Annotated in this window: 11 protein-coding genes; 6 read left to right on the forward strand and 5 right to left on the reverse strand. The window is 45.6% G+C overall.

What is annotated here, in order from left to right; translation table 11 throughout:
• Positions 1 to 129 precede the first annotated feature (129 nt).
• The 4 genes from AAHF22_RS04730 to coaA form a co-directional block, all read right to left on the reverse strand.
• Positions 130 to 1,710 (reverse strand): helix-turn-helix domain-containing protein, encoded by a 1,581-nt coding sequence (locus tag AAHF22_RS04730; protein WP_347323809.1) that lies wholly within the window; start codon positions 1,708 to 1,710, stop codon positions 130 to 132.
• Between the two features lie 102 nt (positions 1,711 to 1,812).
• On the reverse strand, positions 1,813 to 2,823 hold the full coding sequence (locus AAHF22_RS04735) for an ABC transporter substrate-binding protein (protein WP_347323810.1): 1,011 nt from the start codon (positions 2,821 to 2,823) through the stop codon (positions 1,813 to 1,815).
• A 261-nt stretch (positions 2,824 to 3,084) separates the two neighbouring features.
• On the reverse strand, positions 3,085 to 3,456 hold the full coding sequence (locus tag AAHF22_RS04740) for a DUF423 domain-containing protein (protein ID WP_347323811.1): 372 nt from the start codon (positions 3,454 to 3,456) through the stop codon (positions 3,085 to 3,087).
• A 196-nt stretch (positions 3,457 to 3,652) separates the two neighbouring features.
• On the reverse strand, positions 3,653 to 4,582 hold the full coding sequence (coaA, locus tag AAHF22_RS04745; protein WP_347323812.1) for a type I pantothenate kinase: 930 nt from the start codon (positions 4,580 to 4,582) through the stop codon (positions 3,653 to 3,655).
• Positions 4,583 to 5,004: 422 nt separating this feature from the next.
• Between coaA and AAHF22_RS04750 the strand changes: the two genes are divergently transcribed.
• The 4 genes from AAHF22_RS04750 to AAHF22_RS04765 all read left to right on the forward strand — a co-directional run bounded on the left by AAHF22_RS04750 (position 5,005) and on the right by AAHF22_RS04765 (position 10,942).
• Positions 5,005 to 6,639, forward strand: a complete 1,635-nt coding sequence (locus AAHF22_RS04750) for a diguanylate cyclase (RefSeq protein WP_347323813.1) — start codon at positions 5,005 to 5,007, stop codon at positions 6,637 to 6,639.
• A 117-nt stretch (positions 6,640 to 6,756) separates the two neighbouring features.
• Positions 6,757 to 7,815, forward strand: a complete 1,059-nt coding sequence (locus AAHF22_RS04755; RefSeq protein ID WP_347323814.1) for an LLM class flavin-dependent oxidoreductase — start codon at positions 6,757 to 6,759, stop codon at positions 7,813 to 7,815.
• Between the two features lie 600 nt (positions 7,816 to 8,415).
• Positions 8,416 to 9,423, forward strand: a complete 1,008-nt coding sequence (locus tag AAHF22_RS04760; protein WP_347323815.1) for an acyltransferase family protein — start codon at positions 8,416 to 8,418, stop codon at positions 9,421 to 9,423.
• 691 nt (positions 9,424 to 10,114) lie between these two features.
• Positions 10,115 to 10,942 (forward strand): aldo/keto reductase, encoded by an 828-nt coding sequence (locus AAHF22_RS04765; protein ID WP_347323816.1) that lies wholly within the window; start codon positions 10,115 to 10,117, stop codon positions 10,940 to 10,942.
• Between the two features lie 276 nt (positions 10,943 to 11,218).
• Here the strand turns inward: AAHF22_RS04765 and AAHF22_RS04770 are convergent, their stop codons facing one another.
• Positions 11,219 to 12,928 (reverse strand): methyl-accepting chemotaxis protein, encoded by a 1,710-nt coding sequence (locus tag AAHF22_RS04770; RefSeq protein WP_347323817.1) that lies wholly within the window; start codon positions 12,926 to 12,928, stop codon positions 11,219 to 11,221.
• 245 nt (positions 12,929 to 13,173) lie between these two features.
• Here AAHF22_RS04770 and AAHF22_RS04775 point away from each other — a divergent pair, with 245 nt between their 5' ends.
• A complete protein-coding gene (locus AAHF22_RS04775; RefSeq protein ID WP_347323818.1) occupies positions 13,174 to 13,659 on the forward strand; it encodes a GNAT family N-acetyltransferase in 486 nt (161 codons plus the stop codon).
• Positions 13,656 to 14,858: an alanyl-tRNA editing protein gene (locus AAHF22_RS04780; protein WP_347323819.1), complete on the forward strand. Its 1,203-nt coding sequence runs from the start codon at positions 13,656 to 13,658 to the stop codon at positions 14,856 to 14,858. The genes AAHF22_RS04775 and AAHF22_RS04780 overlap by 4 nt, the downstream gene beginning before the upstream one ends.
• The last annotated feature ends 164 nt before the right edge of the window (positions 14,859 to 15,022 follow it).

Below are 15,022 nucleotides of genomic sequence, written 5' to 3' on the forward strand. Positions count from 1 at the left end.
ATGTATAACAAAGATGTATAACAAAAAATGAATGCATAACAAAACCCCGAATAACCCATGCAGGCTGGACTCCAGCGTAACCGGTTATTGGGGTTTTGTTAATTGATCTTGATTATAACAAACGTCAAATTACATAGATGCCGGAATGCTAACACGAAGCAATTCTGGCAAAGCGTCTATTAGCAGCTGCCGCGTCCATGCATCATCAAAGTTCCAATGATCATGCAGCCAATGTACACGTACAGTATGACGATGCCATTCCTCCTGCTGTAACACTAGACGAACAGGAGAAGCTTCAGCATGATAGTCATCTGGATGGAACATCAGTACAAATCGATCTGCTGCATAATCGCTTACTTCGTCCAATGTAATACGGCGAAAACCGACTCCGGCTTCAATCATGCGAGCGATTTTGGGACATGGCACAAAGCCGCCTGAGCGATACAATGTCGCAGCAATGCCCTGTCCTGCCATCACATAAATATCACGATCAATCAGCACAAAAGCCGCCGCCGTTTCGCCACTCTGGATACCGATCGTATTCCACATCTGTTGCAGTGCCTGTTCATGCGCAGCGATCCAGTTAGCAGCTTCATCAGCCCGATTCGTTAGCGAACCGATGCCAGTCAGTCGTTCATCCGGCGGAATGAAGTTCTCAAAGCAGACGGCTGTGCAAAGCTCGCCAAGCTGCACCAACCATTGATCACCTTCTGTATCAAAAATAGCAAGATCAGGTTGCAGTCCGCTGCATAGCGTCCAATCAGGCATGATTCCCAGATCAACAATACCGTTCAATTCATCTGTAAAACAGACCTGATTGCGAACAATAGCAAGGGGGGCTGCCAGTGGCCGAATGCCCAGTCGAAGCAGATCGCCTACTGTGCCGCTAGAAGCTATAATACGGCATGGAGCTTCTGGAACAGGTGGTCCTGCGAAGCGAATGCGTTCGCTATGGCGACGGTTCAACTGCCGATATTCTTTCGGTGATACACCCATAAATCGTGTAAACCGACGGCTAAAATAATATTCGTCACGGAAACCGACACCGCGCGCAATTTCACGCAATGGATCATCTGTTTGTGATAATAGTTTGCGTGCATGTTCCAATCGAATAGCGTTCACATATTCAAGCGGCGACAATCCGGTAAAGCGGCGGAATAACGTACTATATTGCCAGCGTCCTACTCCTGCTCGGCGCATTAATTCTCCAACGGTTATCGGTTCGCGGAAATGACGATGCAAATCGTTGATCGTACTGCGAACCGCCGCTTCGGCTCCAGCTTCCGTTATATCGACTATGTTAGCATCCATCAATGCCAGCAACAACTGCTGTGCAGCGATCTGTCGTCTCCATACTTCTGCTGTAGTTGTCACAGATGCAGAACGGAGCTGTGCCATTAACGGTGCCGCGATCTGTGCAGCTAGCTGAATGGGCGCTTCGTAAGTCAGATTCGCAATCGGTGTGGTCACAGGCTCCATTGTAGATGCTGCATACACGACAAAAGCGAACTGCTCACCAGACCGCTCTATCGGCACAGCATATGGTCGCATGACCTGGTCGGGCGCATGCAGCACAAACTGATATTGCTTCCCGCCGATCACATCCAGCGTGTGGGCATGCGTAATGGCGACATCTGTCTTATCGGAAGCACGCCCTAACCAGCGGATCAAAAATTCGCTGTTGTGCCCAGCGCATCGGTCATCCGTCATGTATTCGCTCCTGTTCATTTAAGATCAATGGGTTTTATTTTAACATAAAAAACCTGTTCGACTGATAGCCGAACAGGGATAAATACGATCATAACATGCAGGCTATCCGTTGGTTTTGTTAACGATTCTGACCAGTTCATCTAGCAATCGTTCGCTTGTGATCGGATCGTCAAAATTCCATTTACTATCCAATACGTATACCTTGCCTTGCTTAACAGCAGGAATCATTTTCCACACCGGACTACTAAGCAATGTGCTCTGTGTGGCGATCGTTTCCGAATCGGTGCTAGTTAGCAGGAACAGATCGGTTCCGACATAATCGGAAACAAGCTCGTTCGATACGCTAATAAAGCGTTCATTTTTATTGATTAGCTTTTTGACATTTGCGTTCGGTTTTAAATTCAATTGTTCATATAGTGTCTGATTTAAGCCCTGATTCCCCATAATGTACATCGTATTGCCAAATAGCAATAGGGAAGAGACGGTAGCGTTATCCGATAGCTTTAAGGAAGCTCTAGTCGTTTGGACTTTTTGTTTGTACGTAGCCATCCATTTGTCCACGGCACTAGTTTGGTTCAAAACGGTTCCGATTGCGTGCAGTCGATCCATCATATCGACAGGATGATCGTTACCGATAATAACGGTAGGTGCTATTTTCTCAAGCATTTCAAATTGATCCATCGACCAGTCATCAAATAGAATCAGATCTGGATTCAGCGCAGCGATTTTTTCGAGCGAGTAGGGATAACCGACATCTTCAATTCCTGTCAGCAGGTCAGGATAGGCGACCTGAGAAGCGATAACAGAGAGCGAGGCACCAAGCGGCTGAACGCCGATAGCAAGCAGATCGCCAGGTGAGCTACCGATATAAACGATTCGCTGCGGGGCAGCCGGAACTTCAACGTTACGTCCTGTCTTATCGGTATATTGTCGCGTTGCCGACGCTTGAGTGTTAGCATCGGAAGCCGCCTTATTTTTCTGTGATGCAGCTATTTGTGAGGATGCTTGCGAATCCTTGGTCGCAGATGAAGAGATGCTACCACAAGCAGATAATAGCAATACTGACATCATGAGCAGTAATAATAGCTGGAAAGGTTTAAACCATTTGAACATGTAGGAATCCCCTTTTGTCTGAAATTGAGATAATGATAATCATTATCAATTAAATGTATCATAAGCGCTGTATGCTTCATGTACAATAGACAAAATGCAGGATTACATTTGGACAAAATGCTGTTTTTGCAAATATAGGCGTATTCAGCGAGTGTAGCAGTCAGTAACATAAGCGATTCGGCTTTCATTATAAAAATCCGCTGCAAGTGCCTGCGCGACACCTACAGCGGATCTGATCGATCAATAAATTAATAAATTGCTTTACCCTTGAAAAACAGCTACAGCCAGCAGTACCCAGCCTGCCAGAAATAGCAGACCGCCCAGAGGCGTAATCGCGCCCAGCTTGCGAATGCCGCTCAAGCTGAGTGCATACAAACTGCCGGAAAACAAAATAATGCCACCGAGCAGACACCAGCCTGCCGCACTGGCGAGCGTATGTCCGTTCGTCAATTGATTGCCAACTATTCCCGCAGCGAGAATACCGATCCCGTGCACGAGATGATACTGGACACCGGTTTCGTAAATTTTAAGCATATCGGCTGTTAAACGTGGTTTTAGCGCATGTGCACCGAAGGCACCAATCGCAACAGCGAGAAACATAATTAGGCTACCAATAACAAGCATAGTTTGCATAGATAAGCTCCTTTTATAACGATAATAAATAGGGTTGTGCGCATAAACTCATATGAATGGGAGCCTGTCTGTAGGGATGGAAGCCGCCTATCCTATGTTTGCGCACACACTAAAAGAAAGAGGAAATAAACGGTGTTACGAAGCGACGATACTTATCATAATGGTCACAACCTGGTCGCACCGCTCATACTATCATTTACAGCTTACGCAAAAAAATATTTTGGATGCTATGATCCGCTTCTTTCTTCATAATCAGTTGCGCGCGTTCACGTGTAGGCAAAATATTTTCATGCAAATTGCGTGCATTGATCGTTTTCCATGTATGTTTGGCTGCTGCATCCGCTTCTTCCTCAGATAGATTTGAAAAGCGTCCATGAAAATATGAATCCGGGTTCTGGAATGCCGTCTGTCGCAGTAGCTGGAAGCGTTCGATATACCAGCGAGCGATATCCTGCTCATTTGCATCAATAAAAATCGAAAAATCGAAAAAGTCGCTCACAAAGAGCGGCGTTTCCTTTTTGACCTGTAGTACGTTAATGCCTTCCACAATCAAAATATCTGGCGTCTGAATAATGCTCTCCTGATCTGGAAGCACATCATAGGTCAGATGGGAATATTGCGGAGCGCGAACTTCAGGCTTGCCTGATTTGATATCACCCATAAAACGAATCAGACGCTTAATATCATAGCTCTCTGGAAAGCCTTTGCGATTCATAATATTACGCTTTTCCAATATCGCATTTGGATATAGGAAGCCATCTGTCGTAACCAGATCGACTTTGCGGTGGGTATGCCAGCGCGATAATAGCGTTTGCAATAAGCGAGCAGTCGTGCTTTTGCCTACAGCGACGCTGCCGGCGATGCCGATAATAAATGGTGTTTTGGGAGCCTGAATATGCAGGAAGCTACCGGTCAGCTGATGAAGTTGCTGGGAAGCACCTACATACAGATGAATTAAATGGGTAAGTGGCAAGTATATTTCCTGCACTTCCTGTAGAGATACATGCTCATTTAACCCTTTCAGCTGCTCCAGCTCCTGCTCGGTTAGAGGTAGTGGAGTGTGACTATCGCTCAGAGAAGCCCAGTTCTGGCGATTGAATTCGATGTATGGCGAATAACGTTTCATGTGCTCTCACTTTCTGCATGTTTATTTATTTTACAGTGTATCAAATTTGGCGCATAAAAACCTCATACGGACGCAGAAAAGTTAGAATTGCCCTGCTAAGTGCCAAATTGAAAAAAATGTTTGCTTAATGTAAAGGAAAAGTGCAAAAAAGACTTATCATCCATAACTCATTAAGCTATAGTTAGTAATATATTTATAAAGATCGACATAAGTAGCAACTTTACATCCATTTCCCGTGTTTAATAGTAAATCAAGGATGTTTAATATTCAACATATTACATAATTAGCATTTTATATAGACACTTATTCATAATTTCTTAATAAACTCTGCTTATTTCTTGCAAGAAAGAAATAGAGGGTCCCATTATGGCAGAGCCATATGATTAAACCGGCATTGCGTATGTGAAGAAGGAGGAAGCTACATGTCTAATTCAATTAATAAGCATTCGATCCCGATCCGTAAGGATGATCAACCGGATACCGAAGAGGCCGGCGTGTCACACAGCGATCATCTTATGTATCATCCAACAGAAGCCTTCTCCAAAATGCTGGATACACTCGAATTGTTACCTTACCGTAATGTGAATGCTTCTGTATCGGCTACCCAGCGTGCACTTCAGGTTGCGCAGCAATCGGGAGACGAAGCGCTTATTATCCGTACTCGGCTCATTCAAGCCGATATCATGGCGCGTCAGGGCAAAGTCGCTGAAGCAGGACGTATTATTCGTCAGGCTAATGAATGGGCGGAAACCCATCAACATAAACATCTTCTTGCTCGTAGTCATCGGCTACTGGCAAGCTTTTTTCGTCGTTTGGGCGATAATGAGAGCGCGCTACAGCATGCTGTAATCAGCTTGCAATTGCTGCCTGATTACGCAATTCCACCGCTTCGTGCAGATCATCTGATGATGCTTGCGCTAACATTGGATGAAGTAGGGGCTTATGATGATTCGACCAAGCATTTTGATGAAGTGCTGCATATAGCTAGAGCAACGGATGATACGCTGCTCAGTTTGTTCGCACTGAACAATATGGCGTATACGCGCTTTGAGATGGGAGATGGCGAAGCAGCTTATCGGCTTGCTAATGAATTGCGTGATATCGCTGCTGGAGCCAATATGCAGCTAAGCGCTTCACATCTCGATACGATTGCTTCTATCGAAATTCTGCTTGGACATCCGGCAAAAGCAGAGGCGACACTCGCACCGCTGCTACGTGATCCGCTTAGCCGTAAGCTTGGTGATCTGAATGTATTGCCGGAATGCTTGCTGACAACTGCCGAAGCCCAGCGGTTACAGGGCAAGCTAAAGCAAGCGCAGAAGACGCTTAATGAAGCACGTCATATGTGCCGTGAGCAGGGATTGACCGGCCTGATGGTACGGGTACGCTTACAGCAATCCGAAATGTATGCGGCAGCTGGCGATTATCGCAGAGCGTATGAAGAACATAAGCTGTATCATCAGGAAAATGAAGCGAAGCGCTCAGCAGAACGTGAAGCACGCGCACGTATTTTGCAAATGACTTTTGATGCGGAGGAAGCGCGTAAAGATAGTGAATATTTTAAAGAAATGGCACTACGTGATCCGCTAACTGGTTTGCATAATCGTCGTTTTATGGACCCTTATCTGGATGATTTGCTTGCCCAATCGCTAATTAGCGGACAACCGGTGACAGCGGTGCTGATCGATCTGGATCATTTTAAAGAAATCAATGATACCCTTTCTCATCAGGTGGGTGATACGGTTCTCGTCAATGTTGCTAAAATCATGTCGCTTACTGCGCCTTCCTCATCGGCACTGGCACGAATCGGTGGCGAGGAATTTCTCGCGGTATTTAAGGATACGGATGCCGAATGCGGAATGATGCATGCGACTCGTCTATGTCAGGCGATCTGTTCGGCAGATTGGAGTCCCATTACCGGCAAGCTGTCGGTCACGGCCAGTCTTGGTGTAGGTACAACCACAGGTGGGAATCTCAATCGGATGGATCTGATCGCGATTGCGGATCGCCATTTATATGAAGCGAAACGTGCAGGGCGTAATCGTGTGGTGGGCTAAGTTATAGAACGAGTCATAATTCGTTCTGATGTTTCGTAAAGGCTGGCTTTTCTGATTCAACAGGCGGATAATAGGATAGGTAACCTTTACAGTTGCTTGAATAAAGGAGGACGATCCATGTCTGCACCCCATGCATCTTTTGTTCCGGGAAATCCCGGTTATATACCACTTTCTGTGCTGGATTTAGCGCCTGTCTTGTCAGGATCGACACCAGCACAATCATTCCGTAACAGTCTGGAGCTTGCCCGTCATGCGGAGCAGCTCGGTTATCATCGTTACTGGCTAGCTGAGCATCACAATATGCCAGGAGTAGCCAGCTCAGCCACTTCGGTTGTGATCGGCTATATTGCCGCTGGAACGAGTCGCATTCGCGTCGGCTCAGGCGGCATTATGTTACCTAACCATGCGCCACTTGTGATTGCGGAGCAGTTTGGGACGCTGGAGTCCATGTATCCAGGACGTATCGATCTTGGACTTGGTCGTGCGCCCGGCAGCGATCGTCGAACGACGCTGGCATTGCGACGAGATATCAATAGTGGGGAAGACTTCCCTGAATTATTGGAGGAATTACAGACATTTTTCGATGCGTCAGCGACTTCGTACCATGCCCCTGTACGTGCTGTACCAGGTGAAGGGTTGAATATTCCAATCTGGCTGCTCGGTTCCAGTGATTTTAGTGCCCGATTAGCCGCGCAAAAAGGACTGCCGTTTGCTTTTGCCGGACATTTCTCACCAGATTATACGCAGCGTGCGCTACGGATTTATCGCGAATATTTCCAGCCATCTGTGTTGCTTAAAGAGCCGTATGCCATTCTTGGTGTCAATGCGATTGCAGCAGATACGGATGAAGAAGCCGAATGGCTGTCTACGACGATGCAGCAGCAATTTCTAAACATTATCCGTGGACGTACAGGCCAGATTCAGCCACCCGCATCGATGGAAGGGAAATGGACCGATTACGAGCAAGCGGCGGTAGAGAAGCAACTCAGCTCCACGATCAAAGGCGGACCGGAGCGCATTCGGCAAGGGTTAGAGCGTTATATACAGGAAACCGGTGTTAACGAGTTGATTATGACAAGCATGATTTATGACCAGCAAGCGAGAATGCGTTCATATGAGCTGATTGCGCAAGCAGCAGGGCTACCGCAAGTGAAGCAAGGTCAAACGTCGAGGTAACGGTTACTGTAAAGTGAACAGTTTGAATTGGCTGTAGTATACCGAGCCAAGAGTTATAACATGATGAACACAGCAGTGTATAATCGGATGAAAGATAAGGTAATGGCTTCACAATTCGACCTCATCGTGTACATTCAATGTGTACATTCAATAGCTAGGTTTCATTGCTGCGCATATGGCTAATACGTATGTACAATAAGTGCGCCAAATAAGCCAAGTACGCCAAGTACGCCAAGTACACCAAGTACGCCAAGTACACCAAGTACACCAAGTACACCAAGTACACCTATATTTGATAAGGAAGGGACTGCATATGACTGCGGTCCCTTTTTCGTGTGACGATCGATGGAGATGAACCATGAAGAGTCTCCCTTAAACGCATTTTATTTCATCATTAATACATTGTTATATGAAATTAATTTTATAAATTGTGACCAATGAGCTAGACTGTGGCAACATTGAATCTGTAAAATGCGGATTGGTATAATGGGGTTCATGCTCAGCGGAGACGGGTATTAGAGCGCAGGCGGTATGTATACACTGATTCACGGTACATTCACTATGTTGCTCGTAGCCTGCCATGAAGGGAGTGTAGTACGCATGACAAGAGATGCCTATTTTGACAATTTAAAATTTCTGCTCATTGCTCTCGTCGTTGTTGGGCATATGATTGAGCCTCTCTATGACGATCCGTGGCTACGGCCTGTATATGTGTTGATCTACACGTTTCACATTCCATTGTTCGTCCTGATCTCCGGTTATTTTGCCAAAAATATCGGCACTGGTGACTATTTCACCAAGGTGATTAGTAAGCTGATCATTCCGTATTTGATCTTTGAGACGCTGTATTCGCTGTTTGACTACTGGCTGTATGACAGATCCCAGCTTATTTTTTCGTATTTTACACCGTACTGGTTAATGTGGTTTTTCTTTAGTATGATTTTGTGGAAAACGGCAATGCCGTATATGATTCGGATCAAATATGCATTGCCGCTGTCCATTGTACTCGCTATTCTGGCTGGTTATGCAAATGATGCAGAATACTATGCTAGTGTGTCACGTACAATCGTCTTTTTCCCATTTTTCCTAGCTGGATATACTATGGATCGTACATGGATTACGCGACTTCAATTACCTATCGTGAAAACAATATCGGCTTTGTTGCTCATAATAGCTACTATATTGATTGCAGTCTATGCGCCACTTATTGTAAAAGAATGGCTGTATGGCAGTTTCTCTTATGAGTCGCTTGGTCATAATGAATGGTCTGCTGGTTTATATCGGATCGGTGTGTATGCGCTCGCGATTGTTATCGGTGGGGCTGTCATGAGTTTAACCCCGGCACGTCCGCTCGGTATGATCTCGGATATGGGTAGCAATACACTGTACACGTATCTGCTGCACGGTTTTATCGTGATGGCGATTACGGCAAGCGATATGTACAGTTGGCTTGGAACGGAGACAACAAGATGGCTTGTCATACCGATGAGTTTATTGTTAACGGTATTGTTATCACTTGGTAGCGTGCGCGTTGCTTCTGCCTGGCTCGTAGAACCCGGTGTAAAACGGATATTTAAACGCCACAACAGCCGTACAGATATGGGATAACAGAACAATAAACGTACAATCTGTAAAATGCTTCAACCGAATCTGTAAATTGTACAGTTCCATGATTGGGAAAAATTGCGTTATACTAAAGCATGTACGCAAACGTGTGTAGATGTAAGAGACACTTCACTACGGGAAGGAAATGAGGGGAAAGGACGACTTCTAGTGTTAGCGATCTCCTAACACGAGGTTCAATGAAAGAGTGATTTTTGCTTCAGCAAAATATCTTTCCTCTTCTAGTGTTAGCGATCTCCTAACACGAGGTTTAATGAAAGAGTGATTTTTGCTTCAGCAAAATATCTTTCCTCTTCTAGTGTTAGCGATCTCCTAACACGAGGTTCAATGAAAGAGTGATTTTTGCTTCAGCAAAATATCTTTCCTCTTCTAGTGTTAGCGATCTCCTAACACGAGGTTCAATGAAAGAGTGATTTTTGCTTCAGCAAAATATCTTTCCTCTTCTAGTGTTAGCGATCTCCTAACACGAGGTTTAATGAAAAAGTGATTTTTGCTTCAGCAAAATATCTTTCCTCTAAGCCGAGGAATCTACTATATAATCCTACTTCATAGATTCCTGGGCGAGACGGGAGTCTGTCCCTTATTCCTTACCAGACTGGTGTATGTCTCAAAATCTAAGTTTGCTAAATACGCGGTTATCCATTCACATCAGCCATTAACGAAGGAGGAATTATTGATGCTTCATTTGCAATCGACAACAACGCTGTCCAACGGTGTAGAGATGCCGTGGTTTGGTCTTGGTGTGTATAAGGTAGAAGAGGGCGAGCAGGTCGTGAACTCGGTAAAATGGGCGATCGAAGCGGGCTATCGCAGTATCGATACGGCAGCGCTGTATCAAAACGAAGAAGGTGTCGGTCAAGCGATTAAGGAATCCGGGGTAGCGCGTGAAGAACTGTTCATTACAACGAAAGTATGGAACTCTGATCAAGGCTATGATACGACACTGCAAGCTTTTGAGCAGAGCCTAAGCAAGCTCGGTCTGGACTATATTGATCTGTATCTGGTGCACTGGCCCGTTAAAGGCAAATATAAAGAAACGTGGAGAGCATTGGAGCAGCTGCATGCCGATGGAAAAGTACGCGCGATCGGGGTATCCAATTTTCAAATTCATCATCTGGAAGACGTACTTGCAGATGCTAAAGTTCGTCCTGTCGTCAATCAGGTCGAGCTGCATCCGCTATTAAGTCAGGTAGAACTTCGCCATTACTGCAAGGAACAGGGCATTCAGATCGAAGCTTGGGCGCCGCTGGCACAGGGAAGATTGCTGGATAATCCGGCATTGCAGACGATCGCGGATCAGCATGGCAAGTCCATTGCGCAGGTGCTGCTACGCTGGGATATCCAGAGCGGCATTGTAACGATTCCTAAATCGATTAATAAAGAACGCATTGTGCAAAATGCAGACATTTACGATTTTGAGCTGTCTGATGCGGAAATGAAGCAGATCGATGATCTGAACGAAAATCGTCGTTTTGGCGCTGACCCGGACAACTTTGACTTTTAAATAGAATGGATCATCAGCAAGGCGATACGACATAAACGCATACAGTCAACATACAAACAGTAACATACAAAAAGAAGCGATCTGCCGTTGAATGGCGTCGCTTCTTTTATATTTGTCGATGGTATGGTCGGTGTACATTGTGTGATGCTGGTATGTGATGCTATAGGATACCTGTAGCGGGATCGCTCACGTTTCAGGCAGCTGTGAAATAGAATCGTATCGGGCTGTTACACCGTAGAATATTGGTTTTGTTTGCAAATGACCCATACGCTGTTTTTAAATTTTGAACTGATCAACGACTTGCTGTAAGGAAGTCGACATTTGCTTAAGCTGGGAGGTTGTTGACACCATTTCAGCTAACGAAGCTGTTTGTTCTTCGGTCATCGCGGATACTTCCTGGGTGAAAGCAGCCATATCCTCGGTAATCCCGTTGATCTCCTGTAACGAAGCACCGACCGATTGATTGCCTTTTGACATTTCAGCTACCGAGTCAGCGACTTCGCTAATTTGTACATTGAGCTGTCCAATCTGACCCATAATCCGATCAAATGTTTCGCCCGCTTCGCCAAGCATAACGACACCGTCATCGACCTGGCTTGTCGTAGCGGTTACCAGCTCGACAATGCTTTGAATCGCCGTCGTCATCGATTGAATAATCCCGGTAATTTCCTGCGTGGAGTTAGATGACTGGTCAGCCAGCTTACGAATTTCTTCAGCGACAACGCTAAAGCCGCGTCCATGTTCACCTGCGCGAGCTGCTTCAATTGCTGCATTCAGTGCGAGCAGATTCGTTTGCGTGGACGTTTGCGAGATATAACTTGTAATGGATAAAATTTGCTGAGAGCGCTGAGATAGCTCGGTTACACTGGACTCAATGGCACGGAATGCTGTCGCCATGCTCTGTACGCTTTGAACGCTATTTTGAATCTTTTCTCCGCCGACCGTGGCGAGTTGCTTAGTTTGTTTGGCCATACTGGCTACAGCTTCACTGGTGTCTGCAACCATTCCCAGTCCTGCAATCGATTGTTCGACTACTGAAGAAATATCTTCTGTACGTGATACCTGACGTTCGGAGCCTAAAGCAATTTTTTGAATCGACTGGGCAATCTCATCGGAAGCACGTGAATTTTCATGCGCCCCTTTTTCAAGCTGTTCGCTGGCGCTAGCGAGCTGTAAGGTGCTCGATTGAATATCTTTAATTATGCGTTGCAGACTAACGAGCAGCGCATTGGTCGCCTGTCCCAGGTCTTTGACTTCGTCATTCGTGTTCACTTCGATCCGTCGTGTTAGATCACCGCCGGATGATGCGATATCATTAATCGTATGGGTAACGAGACGCATATTGCGTGTAATGCGGTACGCTATAATCGAACCGACGAGCATCGAAAGTATAATGACAATACCGAGGATAACATACAGCAATATTTTCAAATGGACGTTACTATCGTGGAGTGCAGCGACACGTTGATCGGTGAGCTGGTTCTCTGTTTCTAAAAACGTAGTCATATTAGCACGGAAGCTGTCCATATTCGTTTTACCTGGATCATCGACGAAAAATTGTTGGAGCGCGGCGGTGTTATTTTGCTGACGTAATGTAATGACCGGATCACCTGCGGTGCTAATCCAGCTCTCGATATTCGTTTTAATTTGATTTAACTTTTGCTGTTGAGCAGGGTTATCTGCTAACAGTGTATACAAATCGTTATAATTAGATTGCCACTGAGACTTACCGGTGTTATACGGATCAAGATAATTCTCATTCCCTGTAATCACAAACCCGCGTTGCCCGGTTTCCATATCGACAATGTTCAGGCGAATATCGTTTGCCAGCTTGTGCACATCCATATCGTGGCCGGCAATATAAACGATACTTTGCTCTAATTCGTTCATTTTCGTATGCATGATGACAACAGCCACGGCAAAGCAGCACATAATAAACAAATAACCTGCCAAAATTTTACTTGCAATGTTCAATCTAATATTCATAGGTCACCTCATGGAATAGTAGTAAGAAAGTATGGTTTGGAAAAGCTAGTAGGCAGAAAAAGGAAATAAGAACTAGGCTTAAAGTAGTGGTATCTGTCTGTTTTTAAGTTAACCTCATTTTGTAATGTTTAATCGACTACAGCCTATTTTCTTTTTCTTGATCTTCTCGTACAGATATGATTAACTTCTTCATATCCCGAAACGATAACGGATTATAAAATACATCATTCAGGGCAGTCAAAGGAGTGGTCGAGCTGGACAAGCTACAGATTAAACGGATAACGACAGAGGATAAGGAACGTTATGAACAGACATTAGAGCTACGTGATATCGTGTTACGACGTCCGCTCGGTAGGAGCATCCAGCAAGATCGTCTGGACGGCGAGGATCAGGCTATTCATCTATGTGCACTGTATGCGGACAAAGTGGTCGGTGTGCTGTTGCTCAAACATGTAGATGACCAAACTGTGCAGATGAAGCAGGTAGCGGTAGACGAAGCATTGCGTGGTCAGCAGGTGGGACGTCGACTGGTACAATATGCTGAACAGGTGGCTGTGAACGAGGGGTATGGATATATGATGCTGCATGCAAGACAGGTTGCGATTCCCTTTTATGAAAAACTGGCGTATGAGAGCTATGGGGAATCCTTTACCGAAGTAGGCATTCCACATCGCGCGATGCGTAAACGATTAGTAGATCGAGAGGTAACGGAAGGAGGCACAGAAGGATGAGTGAGCTTTATTTTGATTCTTCTTATTTGACAAGCTGGACGACAGTGTTAGAGGATAAATTTATACAGGATGGACAGTATTATGTGGTGCTGAAAGAGACGGCGTTTTATCCGCATGGAGGTGGTCAGCCCTGTGATGGAGGAACGATCGACGGCATTCCTGTACTGGATGTGTCTCGTGTAGAAGGACGAATCTGGCATCAGCTGCCGAGTTTACCGGAGCAGGAAACGGGTGCAGAGCTGTATTGTGAGATCGATTGGCAGCGCCGATTCGATCATATGCAGCAGCATAGTGGACAGCATCTATTATCAGCCACCTGTCTGGAGGTGCTGAACGCACCTACGCTGAGCTTTCATCTGGGCGAACAGGAGTGCACGATTGATATTGAGATGGCTGAGCTGGAGCCAGCCAGATTACAGGCGGTCGAGCGACAGGTGAATACATACATTTATCGCAATCTGCTCGTAAGCAGTTATACGGTGGACGAGGCAGAGCTGGCTAACATGACGTTGGTCAAATCACCGAGTGTATCCGGACGTATACGCATCGTTGAAATTGAAGGCATCGAGTATAATGCGTGTGGTGGTACGCATGTATCGCGTACAGGTGAACTCGGTATGATCAAGCTGTATAAGGCGGAGAAAAATAAAGGCCATGTACGGATTTATTTTCGCTGTGGCTGGAGAGTGTTAGACGATTATACCGACAGTCTGGCGGTGAATGACGCCATCGCCGCGAGATTCAATACCGGACGCAAAGATATTATAGGACGTTTTGAAAAATGGGACGAAGAGCAGCGACAGCAACGAGACGAGCTGGAACGTCTGCGACGGGAAAATGATCAGTTTGTACTAAATCAGCTACTCGGTCAGGTGCAGTCTGATGGTGCCTATCCGCTGGTGCAATATGAATGGGATTCACGCTCGCTTCAAGATTTGCAGCGGATTGCGAATATGTTGCTGGAGCAAGGCGAATGGATCATACTGCTATCCTCAGCAGACGAGCGTAAAATGGTGCTCGCTCAGCAGGGGCATCCCCATCTGAAATGTGGTGCTTTTTTCAAACAGCATCTGGCTCACTTCAGCGGTAAGGGTGGCGGTAATGATCGCATGGCTCAAGCGGGATTTGAGTCGATAGAGCAGTTGCGGGAATTTGTACATTTTGCGCAGGAGCAGTTATATGGGGACGATAAGGTGTGAATGAGGGGATTTGATCTTGAGTAAGGTGTAAGCGTACTTCTTGGATGTTCTTTTAAAAAGAACAAATTCGTAGGCTATACTATACGATTATTACTACATTATAAAAGCTTTTTCCCAGCATATTAGCGTATTCTTCGTTTAACATGCCTGTGGAAAAAGCTTTT

The sequence above is a fragment of the Paenibacillus wenxiniae genome (genome assembly GCF_039822605.1).
Classification (GTDB): Bacteria; Bacillota; Bacilli; order Paenibacillales; family Paenibacillaceae; genus Saccharibacillus; species Saccharibacillus wenxiniae.

Excerpts from the sequence above, each read along its gene's own strand:
- AAHF22_RS04730 (WP_347323809.1), bottom strand. The coding sequence starts at position 1,710 with ATGACGGATGACCGATGCGCTGGGCACAACAGCGAATTTTTGATCCGC.
- AAHF22_RS04735 (WP_347323810.1), bottom strand. The coding sequence starts at position 2,823 with ATGTTCAAATGGTTTAAACCTTTCCAGCTATTATTACTGCTCATGATG.
- AAHF22_RS04740 (WP_347323811.1), bottom strand. The coding sequence starts at position 3,456 with ATGCAAACTATGCTTGTTATTGGTAGCCTAATTATGTTTCTCGCTGTT.
- coaA (WP_347323812.1), bottom strand. The coding sequence starts at position 4,582 with ATGAAACGTTATTCGCCATACATCGAATTCAATCGCCAGAACTGGGCT.
- AAHF22_RS04750 (WP_347323813.1), top strand. The coding sequence starts at position 5,005 with ATGTCTAATTCAATTAATAAGCATTCGATCCCGATCCGTAAGGATGAT.
- AAHF22_RS04755 (WP_347323814.1), top strand. The coding sequence starts at position 6,757 with ATGTCTGCACCCCATGCATCTTTTGTTCCGGGAAATCCCGGTTATATA.
- AAHF22_RS04760 (WP_347323815.1), top strand. The coding sequence starts at position 8,416 with ATGACAAGAGATGCCTATTTTGACAATTTAAAATTTCTGCTCATTGCT.
- AAHF22_RS04765 (WP_347323816.1), top strand. The coding sequence starts at position 10,115 with ATGCTTCATTTGCAATCGACAACAACGCTGTCCAACGGTGTAGAGATG.
- AAHF22_RS04770 (WP_347323817.1), bottom strand. The coding sequence starts at position 12,928 with ATGAATATTAGATTGAACATTGCAAGTAAAATTTTGGCAGGTTATTTG.
- AAHF22_RS04780 (WP_347323819.1), top strand. The coding sequence starts at position 13,656 with ATGAGTGAGCTTTATTTTGATTCTTCTTATTTGACAAGCTGGACGACA.